Here is a 16,424-nt window from a genome sequence, read left to right as displayed (position 1 = left end):
ACCCGCCGGCCGGCTGACCCTCGACGTCAGCGCGCGGCGCGGACCCCGTCCAGGGCGATCGCGAGCACCCGGTCGCGCTGGGCGTCGTTCACGAAGGTGGTCGCGGTGATGCCCGCGACCATGCGCAGCAGGTCGCCGAAGTCCATGTCGGCGCGGGCCACTCCGGCCTGCTGCGCCCGCTCGAACAGCGGGCCGCCGGCGGCGTACATCGAGTCGCGGCAGGCCAGGAAGATCTCCGACTCGTCCTCAAGTGCCTCGCGGACGGCCCGCTTGGTCACCATGTAGCCCGCAAACCGGTTCAGCCACGCCGTCAGCGCCTGCCACGGCTCCAGCTCGGCGACCTCCTGGGCCACCTGGCACAGGGAGTTGACCTCGTCCGCGTAGACGCTCTCGAAGAGGTGGCAGCGGGTGGGGAAGTTCCGGTACAGCGTGCCGATGCCGACGCCGGCCCGGCGGGCGATGTCCTCCAGGGACGCGTCCGCCCCGTTCTCCGCGAAGGCCTCGCGCGCGGCGGCCAGCAGGGCGTCGTAGTTGCGGGCGGCGTCCTTACGGTGCGGCCGCTGGGCCGCGACGATCTCGCTGACGGGGAACGGCTGAGCCGTCACTGGTGCCTCCCGGGCCGGAACGGGTTGAAGCGGAGGTATGCCTCCGATACAGTGGAGGCGTACCTCCACTTTAGCAGTGCGGGGCGGCTTCGCCGTGGACGCGTACGGCCGGACGCATCGGCGGCGCGATCCCGCCCCCTCCATCGACCCCATCACGGGCCCCGCGCCGAGCGCACCGCCCGACCCGTCAAACCTTCCGCGACCGCTCCGCGCGGTCCTCGCCGTGCCCGGCGCGCTCAGACGGCGCCCCGGACGCGCACGGACGACCGCGACCGGAGGGACCTCGGCCGCGCCCTGTTGTTCGGAGAGGGTCTTCATGCCCCGGAAGTCCACCCGCCTCACCTTCGCGGTCCTCGCGAGCGGTGCGGGCGTGTTCTCCATGCTGCAGTCGCTGATCGCGCCGGCCCTGCCGACGGTCCAGCAGGCGCTGCACACCTCGCAGTCCACCGCGACCTGGGTGATGACGGCGTATCTGCTGTCCGCCTCGGTCTTCACGCCGATCCTCGGCCGCGTCGGCGACCTGATCGGCAAGAAACGCACACTTGTCGCGGTGCTGCTGACCGTGACGGCCGGCTGTCTGCTCGCCGCGCTCGCGCCCACCATCGGCGTACTCATCGTCGCCCGGGTCGTCCAGGGCGTCGGCGGCGCCCTGTTCCCACTGTCCTTCGGCATCATCCGGGACGAGTTCGCCCCGGGCCAGGTGAGCGGCAGCATCAGCAACCTGTCGGCCGTGATCGCCGCCGGCGGCGGGGTCGGCATGGTGGCGGCCGGGCCCATCGTGTCCGCGCTCGACTACCGCTGGCTGTTCTGGATCCCCGTCGCCATCGTCGCCGTCACCACGCTGATCGCCCTGAGGTACGTCCCCGAGTCGCCCAACAGGGCTGCGGGCAAGGTCCATTGGACCGGCGCCGTGCTGCTGTCCGGGTGGCTGGTGGCGCTGCTGCTGCCGCTCAGCCAGGCGGGCACCTGGGGCTGGACCTCCGCCCGCGTGATCGCGCTGTTCGCCGTCGCCGTCGTGCTGTTCGCCCTGTGGCTGCTCGCCGAGGCCCGCTCCCGCACCCCGCTGATCGACCTGCGCATCATGCGGTTGCCCGCGGTGTGGACCACGAACGCCGCCGCCCTGCTGTTCGGCGCGGGCATGTACGCGATCTGGTCGTTCCTGCCCGGCTTCGTGCAGACGCCGCGCTCGGCCGGGTACGGCTTCGGTGCGAGCGTCACCGCGTCCGGGCTGCTCATGCTGCCGATGCTGATCGCCATGTTCTTCTCCGGCGTCCTCAGCGGCCGTCTGGAGCCGGTCCTCGGTGCCAAGCGGCTGCTGATCGCCGGTGCCGCGTTCGGCGCGCTGGCCTGCGGCTTCCTCGCCCTCTGGCACGAGGAGCAGTGGCAGGTCGCCTTCGTGGCGGGCGTGTTCGGCTTCGGCATCGGCCTGGCCTTCGCGTCCATGGCCAACCTGATCGTCGGCAGCGTTCCGGCCGAGCAGACCGGCGCCGCGACCGGCATGAACGCCAACGTCCGCACCATCGGCGGCTCCATCGGCGCCGCGGTGACCAGCGTTCTGGTGACCGGCCGGCTCCAGCCCTCGGGCCTGCCCTACGCCTCCGGCTACACCCACGGTTTCGCCCTGCTGGCCCTGCTCTGCCTCGCCGCGGCCCTGGCCGCGCTCCTCGTGCCGGTCCAGCGCACCGGCCGCAGCATCGGCACCCCGGCCCGCGCCGGGAACACCGCGACGCACCCGGAGCCTGAGGCCGCCACGCCGGTCGCGCGGGGCTGAGCCCGGCACGCATGCGCACCGACCGGGTCAAGCGGGAGGACCCGCCCACGTACGGTAGGGTTTACCTGCGCGTTCACGCGGTCCGCCGCGCGAGCGCACCGGGACGTGGCGCAGCTTGGTAGCGCACTTGACTGGGGGTCAAGGGGTCGCAGGTTCAAATCCTGTCGTCCCGACTTGCGAAGCAACAGGTCAGAGGCCGTATCGGGACATGCCGATACGGCCTCCTGATCATTTCTGGGGACCATCTGGGGACCGAGCGGCGACTACGTACCGCCCGCAGAGTACGAACGAGACTTCTGGCGGAGCCAGGAGCAAGCTCCGCAGCCCGCTTGAACCAGGATCACCGGACTCCACGAAACTCGGGGCAGCTCATTACGGACGGCGGTCAATCATTGACCCATCCCAGCCTGCATGCCTCACCGGCGTCACGGCTGCTGACGGCCGAGACCGGAGAGATCGAGCATCCGATCTCGTTCCCGGCGCTTGCCTTCGCGCACGCGTGGACCACGCGCGGGCCGATCACGTAGCCGTGATGCCGCAGGTAAGAGGCGCACGTGTCATTGTTGGCGGCCGAAGTGGAACCCCCGGCCGTGATGAGCAGCCCGCCCGCCAACACGGCGACAGCTGCTGAGGCGATCGTCTGGCGCCCAGTGCTGTGATCACCGTGCCAGAAGACCACGGCAGTGCCCGATGAAGGCCGTCAGGGCGAACTCGAATGCCGCATCCGCCCGGTGTGGGCCTACCGCGGCCGGCGATGGGCAACACGGCATCGTCGGTCCGTCCATCACCGGAGCACTGCGGTCGTGGACCGGCACGTGCGGGCACCGCGGTCATGACCGCGTTCCTCGCGCTCAGCGCCGTCGGCGCCTTGGCCCCCTGCGTCGCGCCGCGCCCCGCGCTCATGCCGGTGACGAGTCCGCCGCCCAGTCAGAGCCCAGTGCGGTGCTTCAGGACCTGGCCTGAGGACTTGGGCTCACCGTGGGGGTGAGATCCGCGGTCGCGGACCCCGCCACACCTTGTCCACGCGTTCATGCATCGATGCATGCCGTAACCTGCCTGGCCGCTTGCTGGAGGGCGAGCCGACACGCCCGGATGGCGGGGTGCTGGCTGCGGCCGCGGCGTACGGCGGTGAAGATGCGGCGTGTGCGCTGGCCTCGGGGGAGCTGCCGAAGTGTGACGGTCGGGGGCTGTCCGCTCCACACGAGGTCGGGGAGCAGAGCGGCGGCGTGGCCCTGTTCGACGAGGCGGAGGTGGAGCAGGAGGTCGGTGGTCTCGAACCGTACGTCGGGTTCGAAGCCGGCGTTGCGGCACAGGGTCATGGCCCAGTGCCGGGCGGTCGTTCCCTTGGGTTCCATGACCCAGGGGCGGTCGGCGAGCGATCGCAGTGCCGCGGTGGGCCCATCCGCGTCGTCCGCGGGTTCGGGCAGCGCGAGGTGGAGGGGATCGTTGAGCAGGTCTTCCTGTTCCAGTTCGGCGGGCCGAGGGTTGGGGTTGCCCGGGTACTCCTCGGCTATGACCAGGTCGAAGTCGCGGGCCTGCAGGGCGGGCAGAGAACTTTCCGGTTCCATTTGCCTGACATGGACCCGCAGAGCGGGGTAGATGTCGCGCAGCAGGCTGAGCGCGGTCGGCACCAGGGCGAAGGCGGCGGTCTGGAACGAGGCGATGCGCATTGTGCCGGTGAGATCAGTCAGGGACGCGGCGATGTCCGCTTCGGCGCGCTCCAGACGTTCGAGGACCGCTTCGGTGTGGGCGACCAGGATCTCCGCCTGTGGGGTCAGCCGCACGCGCCGCCCGACTGGCTCCAGCAGCCGGACGCCGACCTCCGCCTCCAACTGGGAGAGCTGTTGCGAGACGGAGGAGGGGGCATAGGAGAGGGCGGCGGCGACGGCCGCTAGGGTGCCGCGGTGCTTGAGCTCGCGCAGCAGGCGCAGTCGGTGCAGGTCGAACATCGGCGGACCGCTCTCTTCCTCGTCACGGCCGTAACACTCGATTGGTTGGTTTCTCTGATGAATATAGGTCGGAAACATTCGCTGGACTGATGGTGGGGGTGGGGCGGACCCTGATTGCGTGACTGTGAACGTTTCCTGCCTTCGTACGCTGACGTGGTTCGCGCGGCCCGCCGCCCGGTCCTGGACCTGCTTCCCTGCCCCGGCCGAAGTGCGGGACTTCCACGCCTCCCTGCCCGAGTACGCCCCCACCCCGCTGATTGAACTCCCGTCGCTTGCTGAGGAGTTGGGGGTGGGACGGGTGTTCGTCAAGGATGAGTCGTCCCGTCTGGGGCTGCCCGCGTTCAAGGCACTGGGGGCGTCCTGGGCGGTGCATCGCATACTTGCCGAGCGGGCAGCGAGCGGCGAGGATCCGGGCCCGGTCACGCTGGTGACAGCCACCGACGGCAACCACGGCCGGGCAGTGGCGCGTATGGCCCGCCTTTTCGGGCACCGTGCCCATGTCTTCGTCCCGAAGGGTGTGCATCCGCAGGCTGCTGCGGCCATCGCCGCCGAGGATGCCGAGGTCACCCAGGTCGCGGGGTCGTACGATGAGGCCGTGCGGCGGGCGGCCGAGGCGGCCGCCGCGCCGGATGCGGTCCTGGTCCAGGACACTGCCTGGTCCGGCTACGAGCAGATACCCGGCTGGATCGTCGAAGGCTATTCCACTCTCTGCGCCGAGATCGACGAGCAGCTGACGGCCGCGGGTGCCGGGATGCCCGATCTGGTCGCCGTCCCCGTGGGCGTGGGCTCACTGGCCCAGGCCGTTGTCACTCACTACCGCAGCCGTCCGGCCGGGCAGGCCCCGGCGCTGATGTCGGTGGAGCCCGAGGCCGCGGCCTGCGTCGTCGAGAGCCTCGCACTTGGCGAACCGGTCAGCGTCGCCACCGGCGAGACCACGATGGCCGGGCTGAACTGCGGCACCCCGTCCAGCATCGCCTGGACCTACCTGCAGAGCGGCCTGGACGCCGCCGTTGCCATCACCGACGCCGACAGCGCCCGCGCGGCTGGTGACCTCGCCGCCCTCGGTGTCTCTTCCGGCCCCTGTGGCGCCGCCGCGCTCGCCGGTATCCGCGCCGCGCTCACCGGCGAGGGCGCCGACAAGCGTCGCACTGCTCTGGGGCTCGGCCCCTCTTCGACGCTCGTCCTGCTGAGCACCGAGGGCACGGTCGCCAATCCGCATGCCGCGACCGATCACTGACCTTCATTCGCTGAGTTTTGATTACCGAACTTCGCTCCCGGAAAGCTCCCTTCGTTGAAAAACCGCACCACCTTCGCTCCCCTGTCGGCTGGCACGATCTCGAGGAGGGCGGCATGCCGACTGACCTCGTGACCGCAATCGGCGTCCTCGGCCTTCTGACCATCGTGCCCGGCCCGGACATGGCGGTGGTGACCAAGCGCGCGGTCGCCTCAGGCCCCGCGGACGGTCTGCGGACCGTGGGCGGCATCGCAACCGGGCTGCTGGTCTGGGGCGCGCTTACCGTGGCCGGGCTCGCAGCCGTGCCGGCCGCCTCGCCAGAGGCGTACCTGGCCGTCAAGCTCTTGGGCGCCGCCTATCTGGTGTTCCTGGGTGTACAGGAGCTGTGGCAGAACCGCCACGCCGCCCAGCCGCCGGTCACCGTCTCCAGCACCGGCACCACCGCCGGGAATCCGTGGCGGACCGGCCTGGTGAGCAACGTCCTCAACCCGAAGATCGCGGTCTTCTACACCGGACTCCTGCCCACCCTGGCCCCAGCCCAGCTGCCCACCGCCTGGGCCATGACGCTCCTCGTCCTCCTCCACACCGCCCTGACCCTCGCCTGGCTGAGCAGCTACGTGATCCTGCTGTCGAGAGCCAGGGCGGTCTTCGAAGAACCGCGGATCCGCCGCGTTCTCGGGGGGATCACCGGTGTCGTGCTGATCGGCTTCGGCCTCGCGGTCGTGGCCGTCTCCGGATGACCCGCACCGGTCACCACCGCGCCGTCCCACCACCCCACCGTTTGCGACGACTTCTGGGAGTCAGGTCCCTACGAGCCCCACCCCGAACAAGATCACCGTAAACGGCGACCGCCTGTCGAAGTCCCTTGGACCTGGCCGAGATCGGCGCGTACGGCGACAAGCACACCGGCCTGCGCGGCGTCAACCGCCTCGCGCTGACCGACGCCGACGCGGCCGGGCGGCGCCAGGTCATCGCCTGGACGGAGCCGGCCGGGCTGTCCGTCCCCATCGACCAGATGGGCAACGTCTACGGCCGCCGCGAGGGCACCGACCCGACCGCGGCCCAGGTGCTGACCGGTTCGCACACCGACAGCGTCGCCACTGCCGGCGCCTTCGACGGCTGCCTCGGCGTGCTGGGCGGCATTGAAGTCGTAGGCACCCTCAATGAACGCGGTATCACCACCCGCCGCCCCATCGAGGTCGGCATCTTCACCGAGGAGGAAGGCGTCCGCTTCGGCACCGACATGCTCGGCAGCGCGGTCGCCGCAGGGCGCCCAAGCCTTCAGTACGCCCACGCCCTGACCGACCGCGACGGCCTCACCCTCCGCGGCGTGCTGGCCCGCACCGGCTTCAACGGGCCCGCCGACGAATGCCTCGATGCGCCGCACGCCTAGGTCGAATGCCACATCGAACAAGGCCCCGTCCTCGCCGAGAACGGCGCCGAGATCGGCGTCGTCACCGGCGTGCAGGGCATCTCCTGGCAGGAGATCACCGTCCCACGGCCGTGCCGCCCACGCCGGCACCACCTCTACCCACCTGCGCGCCGACACGGGCCTCGCGGCCGCACAGATCATCGTCCGCCTGCGAGCCATGGTCGACGCCGTCCTGCTGGACCCAGTGCCAGCTCATGTCTGGAGCAGGAGCAAGGCAATGTCGTCGTTGCGGGTCGTGCCCGCCACACCAGAAAGTCACGGGGAACAGCGGTCGCTCACAGAGTCCGGACGTGACGACGGCCCCCGACCGCTTTGGCTGGTCAGGCCGATGCTCCGTCCCTGTCCTGGAGATGGCCGTTGATATGGATGATGTTCCTGAGTTGGTGGCCTGGCTGGAGTTTGGGCGAGCGTTGGATCACCACCATGGCTGCGTCATCGCCCAGGCGCCCGGCGACGTGGGAGATGAGATCGTCGCGGATGTGGTGCAGCAGTGCTTCCGGACCGCTGCCGGTCCATTGAGAGAGGCGTTCGGCGAGCGGGTAGAACGAACCGTCGGGAGCTCGGGCCTCGATCACGCCGTCGGTGTAGAGCAGGAGCGTGTCGTCGTCCTCGAAGGTGAACGGGTCGAGGGTGAAGCCGGTCCTCGGCAGATCCCACATGCCCAGTGGGGCGTCGGGGTGGCGGGCGTACAGGGTGGTGATGTGGTTCTTGCGCAGCAGTAGCGGCGGGGGGTGTCCGCAGTTGATCATCTGCGCCGTGAGGTCCTCGTCGGGGATGTCCAGCAGCAGGGCGGTGACGAAGTGCTCCTCAACAAAGTCGTCGCCCGCGCCGAAGTGATGAGAGTGCTCGGCCAGGTGCCTGCAGATGCTGTTCTCCAGGGTTTCGGCGAGGTCGAGAAGTATGGCGCTGCGGTGGGCGGCTTCCCGGAAGGCGCCCATCAGCATTGAGGCGTCGCTGATGGAGGTCAGGCCTTTGCCCCGGACGTCACCGATGATCAGACGCGCGCCGTCCCCGGTGCGCGTCGCCGCGTACAGGTCCCCGCCGATCAGCGCCTCGTCCTCGGCGGCCAGGTACAGGGAGGCGATCCGCAGCGGGCCCATCCGGTGGGGCAGCGGCCGCAGAACCACCCGCTGTGTGGCTTCGGACACCGAGCGCACCTGGTGCAGCTCACGGGTGCGACGGTCGCGCTGGCAGCAGAAGAGCACGAGGAGAAGCGAGATCACCGCCAGGGCAGCAATCTGCACCTGGTAGTTGATGTTGAAGCCGCCGCGCAGCACGGCGATGACCGTCTGGGCGATCACGGCCAGTGCGCCGATCAGCGCGGTGAGTCGTGGGCCGGCGAACGCGAGCGTGATGGCGGGGGCGACGACCAGTAGGGGGCCGAGATGGATCTGGTGCGGGATCAGGATGTCCACGACCGTGATCACAACGATCAGCACGAGTGGAACCGTCACCAGCGCATGGCCTGGTTGCCACGGCTGCCACAGATCCGCAAGGCGCCTTCGGACACCCATATCTACACTCTGCCCCTACCCGTGGTCCCAGTCACGCAGATACCACGAAGAACCGACTCCGTCGCCAAATCGTCGCCCCGTGGACGTCGCCACCGGCCCGGACCTCCGCGCTGCCCTGCACAGCGCCGCCAGCACCTACAAGCGGATCCGTCTGGACCTGTCCCGCTGACGATGATCATGGGCGCAGGCCGACCAGGAGAACCACGCCAGCGCCGGCAGCATCCCGCGCAGCACGCCCGCGGCGGTGTGCTCGTGCGCCGTGTACTCGGTGATCTGAGTGGGCGTGAAGACGCAGACGGGGCCGAAGAACAGCTCGAAGGTCGTCGCCCGGCTGACGCCCGGTGCGACCCGCCCCCAGGCCGGTCGGCCGACCCGCTGCCGTCCTTCGCCCTGTTCCACTGGCACGGCCAGCCGTACCTATCCTCCTCGGGCCTCTTCCGGCTACAAGCCCCGCGAGCGCGGGACAGGCCGTTGCCTCGTCGAGATCGCCTGAGCCCGCGCCGACCGCTCCCTGACCGCGGCCCCGGCAGCGGTACGGGCCTCGGGACCAAGCTGACCGACCGCCATGACCGGGGCAGCAACAGCACCGCGATCAACTGGCTGACCCCGCGGGGCGGCGTGGGTCAGAAGGACGGGGTGGCCGCCTCGTCCGGCGTGGTCATCGACGCCGTGCGGCTGGGCGCCGACCCGTTCGAGGCGCGCTCGTGCGCGGCCATGTCGAGCAGGACCAGGGCGTCATGCTCGGGGGTGCCGGGTTCGGCGTAGTAGGTGATCAGGCGGTGGCCGGGGGTGCCTTCGAGCTGCATGGACTGGTAGCCGAGGGTGAGGTCGCCGACGTCGGGGTGGTGGAAGGTCTTGCGGCCGTGGCTGCGGCCCCTGACCCGTCGGCGACCGCGTCGGAGTCGGCTGCCTGGTCGACTCCTGCCGTGAGGCGAGTACTGCCGCGCCGGCCGGGAGCAGTACTGTGTCCAGGGCGGCGGCACCCTCACCTTGGGCTCCATCGACAAGGACGGCCGGCTCACCCAGGGCGGCTACTCCACCCATATCGTCGTCGACCAGGACTTCGTCCTGACGTCGACCTGGCCAACGCCGCGCCGCTGCTGTGCGCCGGCATCACCACGTACTCCCCGCTGCGCCGCTTCGGCGCCGGCCCCGGCAAGAAGGTCGCCGTCGTCGGCTTCGGCGGGCTCGGCCACATGGCCGTGAAGTTCGCGCACGCGATGGGCGCCGAGGTCACCGTCCTGTCGCAGTCCCTCAAGAAGCAGGACGACGGCCTGCGCCTGGGCGCCGACCACTACTACGCCACCAGCGACCCGGCCATCTTCGAGCAGCTCGCCGGCACCTTCGACCTCGTCATCAACACGGTCAGCGCCAAGCTCGACCTGGACGCCTTCCTCGGCCTGCTGGCCGTCGACGGTGCCCTGGTCAACGTCGGCGCCCCGGCCGAGCCGCTGTCGGTCAACGTCTTCTCCCTCCTCATGAAGGGCCGGACGTTCGCCGGTTCGCTGATCGGCGGCCTGCCGGAGACCCAGGAGATGCTCGACTTCTGCGGCGAGCACGGCATCGGCGCCGAGGTCGAGGTCATCCCGGCCGACAAGATCAACGAGGCGTACGACCGCGTCCTCGCCTCCGACGTGCGGTACCGCTTCGTGATCGACACCTCGACGCTGGCCTGAGCCAAGGCCAGGTCCCGCTGAGACCACCTGTACGAGGCGCCGGCCCCCGGGCTCTCGTACGGGTTGCCGCCGCATCCGGCAGGCGGTGGGGGCCTGTCCCCCCCCGGAACAACATGTCCAGCCGCCGCAGTGCCCGACACCCGCTATCCGGCCCACGAGATCGGAGAATCATGCTCACCGTCGCCGCCTACGCCGCCACTTCCCCGACCGAACCGCTCGGCCCGACCACGGTCGAGCGCCGTGACGTCGGCCCGCGCGACGTGCTGATCGAGATCAAGTACTGCGGCATCTGCCACACCGACATCCTCCCCTACCTTCGGCGGGGGACCCCCAGTGCGCGGCGACTGGGGTGCGAAGGACTACCCGGTCGTACCCGGCCACGAGATCGTCGGCGTCGTCACCGGGGTCGGCCCGGAGGTGACCAAGTACGCCGTCGGCGACCGGGTCGGCGTCGGCTGCATGGTCAACTCCTGCCGTGAGTGCGCGCCGTGCCGTCACGGCGAGGAGCAGTACTGCCCGAAGGGCACCACGCCTCACCTACGGCTCGATCGACAAGGACGGCACCCTCACCCAGGGCGCCTCACCCAGGGCGGCTACTCCACCCACGTCGTCGTCGACCAGGACTTCGTCCTGAGGATTCCCGAGGACATCGGCCTGGACGAGGCGGCCCCGCTGCTGTGCGCGGGCATCCCGACGTACTCGCCGCTCCAGCGCTGGGACGCCGGTCCGGGCAAGAAGGTCGCCGTCATCGGCCTCGGCGGGCTGAACCACGTGGCCGTGAAGTTCGCGCACGCGATGGGAGCCGAGGTCACCCTCCTTAGTCGACGCCGGCCGATCCGTCGGTCGGCTTCTTCTCGTCGGCGTCCTTCTGCGGCGCGTGCAGGTATCCCTGCAGCTCGAGCTTGCCGTCGTGCGGTGCGGAGGCGTCGTCGGAGTGGTGGCCGTTCAGGTTCTGGCGGACCGAGTCCAGGATCGTCAGGCCCTGGGCGACCAGGCCGGCCGCGATCTCGCCGAGGCCGTCCGCGCCGTTCAGGACGTTGACGTTGGCGCCGGCGAGGCCACCCGCGGCCTCCTTCACGATCAGCGGAAGCTGGTCGATCAGCATCCGGTCGAGTGCGACGCGGTCGTGCGAGGCCGCGGCCTCGGCCTGGATCTTCATGCGCTCCGCCTCGGCGATGGCGAGCACCTTGATCCGCTCGGCCTCGGCCTCGGCGGGCTTCACGATCTCGGCCACCAGCTGCTGCTGGCGCAACTTGGCCTGGCGCTGGGCGAGTTCGGTCTGGGCGGCGAGCACCTCCTGCTGCGCGTGGGCCTGGGCCAGCGGTCCGGCCTGGGCGGCGTTCGCCTGTGCGCGGTCCACCTCGGCGGAGTACTCGGCCTTCACCACCGCGGTCTGCCGCGCGTACTCGGCCTGCTTGCGCGCCGCCACCTGCTCCGCCTCCGCGGCGGCCTGGTTGGCCTGGGCCTGGGCGATCTGGGCCTGCCGCCGGATGGCAGCCTTGTGGGGTGCGGACATCGCGTCGATGTAGCCGGTGTCTCCGTCGTCGATCGACTGGATCTGCAACGAGTCGACGATCAGGCCGATCTTCGCCATCTCCGCCTTCGACGTGTCCAGGACCTCGGCGGCGAGTTTCTGCCGTTCGGTGACGATCTCCTCGACTGTCATCGAGCCGATGATCGCGCGCAGATGGCCCGCGAAGATCCGTCCGGTCAGCACGGACATCTGGTCCTGGTCGGAGAGGAACCGCTGTCCCGCGTTGATGATGCTTTCGGTGTCGTTGCCGACCTTGAACGCGATCACGGCGCGGACGTGCAGGGCGATGCCCTGCCGGGTGACACAGGTCTCGGTCACCTCCGACTCGCACATCGACAGCGTCAGGAAGCGGGTCTTGCGGAAGATCGGCAGTACGAACTTGCCGTGTCCCGTCACCACCCGGAACGGCGCGCCCCCCAGCCCACGCCGGCCCCCCGAGATGAGCATCGCCTCGTCAGGGGCGGGAACGCGGTATCCGAACATTTTCGTCTCCTCGGCAGGCGTCGGCGGCGTCGCCGTCCAACGCGTCCAAAGGGTCGGCCCATTCGATGACGTCGACCTCACGGCATCCGCGCGACTCGACCACGAGCACCGTCGCCCCGGTCGGCAGCGGCTCCTGCGACCAGGCGAGGAAGGTCTCGGTGCCGCCTCGGACGCGCACCAGGACCTCGCCGGGACCGACCGCTCCGCGCGTGCCGATCAGCAACTTCCCCGTGCAGCCGATGACGGCCTCGTCCTGCACCATGGCCGGCCGCCTCCCGTCGTTCTGCTCCCAGGACTCCGACGATAGACCCACCTGGGGCGCGGTCCCAACGCTCCGGTCGATTCCCGACCGTCACCAGCGCCGGACTCCTCCCCTCCACGGTGGACTGCCCGCTTTCCGGATCTTGGAAGGCGTACGCCCCGTCGGTCACGGTGGTGGGGTCGCCACGACGTTGCCCGCGGCGTCGACGAGCGTGACCCGAGCGTCGCCCAGCGAGACCGGCTACCCGCCAAAGGCGGCCACGGTGACCATCACGGGCGGCGGCCTCGACGAACACGACCTCGAACTCGCGCATCCCGAGGCGCAGTTCACCGCCCTCCGGTGCCGCGATCGCGCGTGAACCCGGGACGGGGGCGCACCTCCGGCATCCCGCCACCAAAGGTGCGCCCGAGCGGGCAGACGCCCTGGGGCGGGCCGCCTACACCGCGAGCCAGGCCGCGTGGTCGGGCGCGAGCAGGCCGTCCTCCACGGGTCCGCTCGACAGCAGGACCGAGGTATGACCGGGCAGCCGGTACGCCTCGGCCGAGAGGTTGACCACGCAGACGAAGCCGGGGTCTCGGCTGAAGGCCAGGACTTTCTCGGAGACGTCCAGCCAGGTGAGGGTGCCGTCGCCGAGCGCGGGGTGCTTGCGGCGCAGGCGCAGGGCGCTGCGGTAGAGCTCCAGCATCGACGTCTCGTCCCCGGTCTGCGCCTCCACGCTCAGCTCACCCCAGCCGGCGGGCTGCGGCAGCCAGGGGGCGGCGGAGGCGTCCTCGGGGCTGAAGCCGTACGGTGCGGCCTTTCCGCACCACGGGATGGGCACGCGGCAGCCGTCGCGGCCGCGGTCGGTGTGTCCGGACCGCTCCCAGACGGGGTCCTGGAGCACGTCCTCGGGCAGGTCCTCGACCTCCGGCAGGCCGAGCTCCTCACCCTGGTAGATGTAGGCGCCGCCGGGCAGGGCGAGCATGAGCAGGGCCGCCGCGCGGGCGCGTCGGGTGCCCAGTTCCAGGTCCACGGGGCCTTCGGGACGGTACGGCTCGTTGGCGGTCCACCGCTTGACCGTCCCGCGGCCGTAGCGGCTCGGTGGCGCATGACGTCGTGGTTGGACAGCACCCAGGTGGCCGGTGCGCCCACCACGCCGAGCATGGCGAGCGAGTCGTCGATGACCGCGCGCAGGTCCTTCGCGTCCCAACCGGACATCAGGAAGTCGAAGTTGAACGCGGTGTGCAGGCCGTCCGCGCGGACGTAGGCGGCGAGCCGCTCCGGCGTGTCCGCCCACGCCTCGGCGACGAACGACCGGTCGCCGGGGAACTCGTCGGCCACCTCGCGCCAGGCGCGGTAGATGTCGTGGACCTCGTCACGGTCCCAGTGCGGGTGGTCGGCATGCTGCCGGGGCCGCTCGTCCTCCGTCTCCCGGCGGGGCGGCGCGGACCACGCCCGGCACATCGTCCTGCCCACCCACCTGATCCCGCGGGCCACCACCGCCCCGCCGGCCGGCCCGCACGGCGAGCAGAAGGTCCGGCGGACGCCCTCTTGACGGCGGATCGAGGTGGATCGACACTCCAGTGGGGAATCCTAGTGAACAGGTAGGGAAACATGGGGCGCCTTGAGCCGGTCACCAGCCGAGTGAGCCGCAGGCCTCGGCTGTCGCCTCTTCTGACTTCCCGCCGTCACATCGATCTGCTGCGTGTCTGCAGCGCGATCAGCCCCCTGGGCTGAGTCGGACCCACCCGCGCGCCGAAACCGGACCGGCGGTGTCCCGACGGCTGCCGTCCCCGCCGACCGGCGGTGTCCCGACGGATGCCGTCCCCGCCGACCGGCGGTCCCGACGGATACCGTCCCCGGCGGCGCGCACGGGTGAGCGCCGCGCCCCCTGTCCGCCGCCGCTTCCGCAGCGCGCCCCTGTCCGCCGTCGCTTCCGCCGCGCACACGTCCGCGCGCCCGTACCCGGGGAGACTCATGTCCGTCACACCGTCCGCCGCCCACCCGCCCGCGCAGCCCGCCCCCGCCTTCCGGGGCCGCATCGGCCGGGACGCGCGCAGCGGCCACTACGCCGTGCCGCGCCGTTACCGCCTCCATCTGTCGACCGCCTGTCCGCAGGGCCTGCGCATCGCCGTCACCCACAGCCTGCTCGCCCTCGACGACATCTGTCCCTGCGTGGTTCGCGGCCTTGGTGGCCTCGAACTGCTCCAGTGCCTGGGCTATCTGCTCGGGTGTCCAGGTGCCGCAGCCCGGGGTGGACGCGTAGGGCAGGGGATGGGGCAGGTCGGCGTAGCTGAAGGCTTCGACGGACACTGCGGTGATGCGCAGCGCTGCCAGCCCCTCGTCGACCACTGACAGCCAGTCGCCCCGGTGCGGTGTGAAGCAGTCGTTGGGCAGGAAGGAACCGGTGAGGTCGCACAGCCGCTGCTACGCGTAGCCGTACTGGAAGCGTGGTCCTTGTCGTCGCTGAACGGCCCGCCGTGCACCACGGCTTGCAGTGCCTCGTAGGCCGTCGGGGCACCCGGCTCGATCTCGTACCGGAAGTAGTCGTCGTCGTGCGCCAGCTGGTCGCCGAAGCTGTCGCGGATCACCTGAAGAAGCTGGCCGTCACCGGACCCGACGAGTGCACGCGTCGCGGCAACGTCCAGCAGATACACACTCAGCCCGAACTCATGCCCCGAACCTATCGGCCCCCACTGACATCGCCGCGCACGGAGAAAACCGCACGCGAGCGCGGAGCGCTGACCCTCTCCCAGCCTCCGGCCGGGGGGACCCCCATCCCGCTTCGCTCGCCGGACGCGGACGAGTGGGCCTGGCGGGGCCCGGTTCCGCTCACCGCGACCGTCCGGGAGCGGACGTCGCAGGTTCTCGACCGCGCCCGCCCCGAAGAGCGGGAGACCCTCGAACGGCTCGCCTTCGCCGAACCCCTCCCGCTCGACATGAACCTACTCGACCTGCACATTCTCGAACACCTCGAGGCCGAGGGCCCGGTCGGCGTCGGCGATCTGGGGGCCGTCCGCCTCGCCCACCCCCTGCACGGCCCGGCGCTGCGGGCCGCGGCCGGACGGCTGCGGGCCGGGCGGCTGGCCCGTACGCCGGAGCAGTGCGGACCGGCCCTCCGGGCCGAAGCGGCCGCGCTGACGCGGAGGATCGAAAAGGCCGACGTACGGGCGCTGCCGACGCCCGTGGGGGAGTGGCTGGTGCAGGAGGGCGCGCCGCTGCCGGCCGGGTACGCGGCCGTGCGGGCGCGGTTCTCGCGGCTGCGGGGGGAGCTGCGGGAGGCAACCGCATGGGCGCGCAAAGGCCTGCGGGGGACTCCGGACGATCCGGACTGCCGTGCCGAACTCGCCCTGGCGGCTGCCCAGTCGGGTGACGCGACGGCCGCCGACGGGACGCAGACGGCACAGGCGGCCACCTGGCTGGCGGCGGCGCGCGGTGACATCGACGGTGCGCTGGAAGGGATCGACGAGGGCGACCCGCTCTCCCTGTACGACGCCGTACGCCTCGGCGCTCCGATCACGGCCGCCGAACGGCTGCCGGACGACGGGCCGTTCGCCCTGCTCGCCGACGCCCTCGCCCGCGGCGACGGGCCCGCCCTCGACCGGGCGGCCGAGGCGCTCGAGAAGCGGGGGTTCCTGCTGTTCGCGGCCGAGGCACACGCACAGGCCGTACGGGCGCACCGCGACCCGCGCGCCGCCCCGCAGGGCACGCACGCGTGCCGTCGCGCTGGCCCGCCGCTGCCAGGGTGCCCGCACCCCGGCGCTGTCAGGGCTGGTGCTGGGCGGCCTCACCGCCCGGCAGCGGCAGATCGTCACGCTCGCGGCCGCGGGTCTGAGCAACCGGCAGATCGCAGAACGGCTCACCCTGTCCGTGCGGACCGTCGGCAACCACCTCTACAGCGCCTACGCCCGGCTCGGCGCGAGCGATCGGGGTGCGCTGCCGTGGCTGATGGAGCTGCCCGACGCGCAGTCGGCATGAGGCGGGG

Annotated in this window: 12 protein-coding genes, 1 tRNA gene and 6 pseudogenes; 10 read left to right on the top strand and 9 right to left on the bottom strand. The window is 71.1% G+C overall.

The genetic code is table 11. The features are described 5' to 3' along the window. Positions 1-26: 26 nt before the first annotated feature. Complete coding sequence (locus ABZV31_RS20395; RefSeq protein WP_355895577.1) at positions 27-605, bottom strand: helix-turn-helix domain-containing protein; 579 nt, start codon at positions 603-605, stop codon at positions 27-29. Between the two features lie 316 nt (positions 606-921). Between ABZV31_RS20395 and ABZV31_RS20390 the strand changes: the two genes are divergently transcribed. Beyond that, the gene (locus ABZV31_RS20390) at positions 922-2,376 is read left to right on the top strand and encodes an MFS transporter (protein WP_355895574.1); all 1,455 of its coding nucleotides are present in this window, start codon (positions 922-924) and stop codon (positions 2,374-2,376) included. A 99-nt stretch (positions 2,377-2,475) separates the two neighbouring features. Next, positions 2,476-2,549, top strand: a tRNA-Pro gene (locus ABZV31_RS20385). An 855-nt stretch (positions 2,550-3,404) separates the two neighbouring features. Here the strand turns inward: ABZV31_RS20385 and ABZV31_RS20380 are convergent. Then, on the bottom strand, positions 3,405-4,325 hold the full coding sequence (locus ABZV31_RS20380) for a LysR substrate-binding domain-containing protein (RefSeq protein WP_355895572.1): 921 nt from the start codon (positions 4,323-4,325) through the stop codon (positions 3,405-3,407). A 118-nt stretch (positions 4,326-4,443) separates the two neighbouring features. On the opposite strand from ABZV31_RS20380, the gene ABZV31_RS20375 reads away from it, so the two are divergent. The 3 genes from ABZV31_RS20375 to ABZV31_RS20365 all read left to right on the top strand — a co-directional run bounded on the left by ABZV31_RS20375 (position 4,444) and on the right by ABZV31_RS20365 (position 6,952). Next, complete coding sequence (locus ABZV31_RS20375) at positions 4,444-5,562, top strand: diaminopropionate ammonia-lyase (RefSeq protein WP_355895569.1); 1,119 nt, start codon at positions 4,444-4,446, stop codon at positions 5,560-5,562. Between the two features lie 113 nt (positions 5,563-5,675). Next, positions 5,676-6,299, top strand: coding sequence for a LysE family translocator (locus tag ABZV31_RS20370; protein ID WP_355895566.1), 624 nt, complete (start codon positions 5,676-5,678; stop codon positions 6,297-6,299). 125 nt (positions 6,300-6,424) lie between these two features. Further along, positions 6,425-6,952: a M20/M25/M40 family metallo-hydrolase gene (locus ABZV31_RS20365; RefSeq protein WP_355895563.1), complete on the top strand. Its 528-nt coding sequence runs from the start codon at positions 6,425-6,427 to the stop codon at positions 6,950-6,952. 94 nt (positions 6,953-7,046) lie between these two features. Here ABZV31_RS20365 and ABZV31_RS20360 read toward each other — a convergent pair whose 3' ends face one another. The 4 genes and pseudogenes from ABZV31_RS20360 to ABZV31_RS20345 form a co-directional block, all read right to left on the bottom strand. After that, complete coding sequence (locus tag ABZV31_RS20360; RefSeq protein WP_355895560.1) at positions 7,047-7,187, bottom strand: hypothetical protein; 141 nt, start codon at positions 7,185-7,187, stop codon at positions 7,047-7,049. Positions 7,188-7,311: 124 nt separating this feature from the next. Beyond that, complete coding sequence (locus tag ABZV31_RS20355; RefSeq protein ID WP_355895558.1) at positions 7,312-8,505, bottom strand: PP2C family protein-serine/threonine phosphatase; 1,194 nt, start codon at positions 8,503-8,505, stop codon at positions 7,312-7,314. A 135-nt stretch (positions 8,506-8,640) separates the two neighbouring features. After that, positions 8,641-8,910: a hypothetical protein gene (locus tag ABZV31_RS20350; protein WP_355895555.1), complete on the bottom strand. Its 270-nt coding sequence runs from the start codon at positions 8,908-8,910 to the stop codon at positions 8,641-8,643. A 218-nt stretch (positions 8,911-9,128) separates the two neighbouring features. Then, positions 9,129-9,341: pseudogene (locus ABZV31_RS20345) on the bottom strand (hypothetical protein); the annotation flags it as partial. Positions 9,342-9,388: 47 nt separating this feature from the next. Between ABZV31_RS20345 and ABZV31_RS20340 the strand changes: the two are divergent. Continuing rightward, positions 9,389-10,181, top strand: a pseudogene (locus tag ABZV31_RS20340) (NAD(P)-dependent alcohol dehydrogenase); the annotation flags it as partial. A 170-nt stretch (positions 10,182-10,351) separates the two neighbouring features. After that, positions 10,352-11,006 (top strand): annotated as a pseudogene (locus ABZV31_RS20335) (NAD(P)-dependent alcohol dehydrogenase); the annotation flags it as partial. Here the strand turns inward: ABZV31_RS20335 and ABZV31_RS20330 are convergent. The 3 genes and pseudogenes from ABZV31_RS20330 to ABZV31_RS20320 form a co-directional block, all read right to left on the bottom strand. Continuing rightward, positions 10,999-12,198 (bottom strand): SPFH domain-containing protein, encoded by a 1,200-nt coding sequence (locus ABZV31_RS20330; RefSeq protein ID WP_355895552.1) that lies wholly within the window; start codon positions 12,196-12,198, stop codon positions 10,999-11,001. The pseudogene ABZV31_RS20335 and the gene ABZV31_RS20330 overlap by 8 nt on opposite strands. Beyond that, positions 12,170-12,460, bottom strand: coding sequence for a hypothetical protein (locus ABZV31_RS20325; RefSeq protein ID WP_355895550.1), 291 nt, complete (start codon positions 12,458-12,460; stop codon positions 12,170-12,172). Before ABZV31_RS20325 ends, ABZV31_RS20330 begins: the two co-directional genes overlap by 29 nt. 436 nt (positions 12,461-12,896) lie before the next feature. Next, positions 12,897-13,849: pseudogene (locus ABZV31_RS20320) on the bottom strand (alpha-amylase family glycosyl hydrolase); the annotation flags it as partial. Positions 13,850-14,053: 204 nt separating this feature from the next. Between ABZV31_RS20320 and ABZV31_RS20315 the strand changes: the two are divergent. From ABZV31_RS20315 to ABZV31_RS20305, 3 genes and pseudogenes are all read left to right on the top strand, one after another. Beyond that, positions 14,054-14,176: a putative leader peptide gene (locus ABZV31_RS20315; protein WP_355895547.1), complete on the top strand. Its 123-nt coding sequence runs from the start codon at positions 14,054-14,056 to the stop codon at positions 14,174-14,176. A 240-nt stretch (positions 14,177-14,416) separates the two neighbouring features. Next, a pseudogene (locus ABZV31_RS20310) lies at positions 14,417-14,611 on the top strand (glutathione S-transferase family protein); the annotation flags it as partial. Positions 14,612-15,231: 620 nt separating this feature from the next. Beyond that, positions 15,232-16,417 (top strand): annotated as a pseudogene (locus tag ABZV31_RS20305) (LuxR C-terminal-related transcriptional regulator); the annotation flags it as partial. Between the last annotated feature and the right edge of the window lie 7 nt (positions 16,418-16,424).

The sequence above is a fragment of the Streptomyces sp. NPDC005202 genome, assembly GCF_040608235.1.
GTDB lineage: Bacteria > Actinomycetota > Actinomycetes > Streptomycetales > Streptomycetaceae > Streptomyces.
This window is presented reverse-complemented; position numbering and strand designations above follow the sequence as displayed.

Excerpts from the sequence above, each read along its gene's own strand:
- ABZV31_RS20390 (WP_355895574.1), top strand. The coding sequence starts at position 922 with ATGCCCCGGAAGTCCACCCGCCTCACCTTCGCGGTCCTCGCGAGCGGT.
- ABZV31_RS20380 (WP_355895572.1), bottom strand. The coding sequence starts at position 4,325 with ATGTTCGACCTGCACCGACTGCGCCTGCTGCGCGAGCTCAAGCACCGC.
- ABZV31_RS20370 (WP_355895566.1), top strand. The coding sequence starts at position 5,676 with ATGCCGACTGACCTCGTGACCGCAATCGGCGTCCTCGGCCTTCTGACC.
- ABZV31_RS20360 (WP_355895560.1), bottom strand. The coding sequence starts at position 7,187 with ATGAGCTGGCACTGGGTCCAGCAGGACGGCGTCGACCATGGCTCGCAG.
- ABZV31_RS20355 (WP_355895558.1), bottom strand. The coding sequence starts at position 8,505 with ATGGGTGTCCGAAGGCGCCTTGCGGATCTGTGGCAGCCGTGGCAACCA.
- ABZV31_RS20330 (WP_355895552.1), bottom strand. The coding sequence starts at position 12,198 with ATGTTCGGATACCGCGTTCCCGCCCCTGACGAGGCGATGCTCATCTCG.
- ABZV31_RS20325 (WP_355895550.1), bottom strand. The coding sequence starts at position 12,460 with ATGGTGCAGGACGAGGCCGTCATCGGCTGCACGGGGAAGTTGCTGATC.
- ABZV31_RS20315 (WP_355895547.1), top strand. The coding sequence starts at position 14,054 with ATGGGGCGCCTTGAGCCGGTCACCAGCCGAGTGAGCCGCAGGCCTCGG.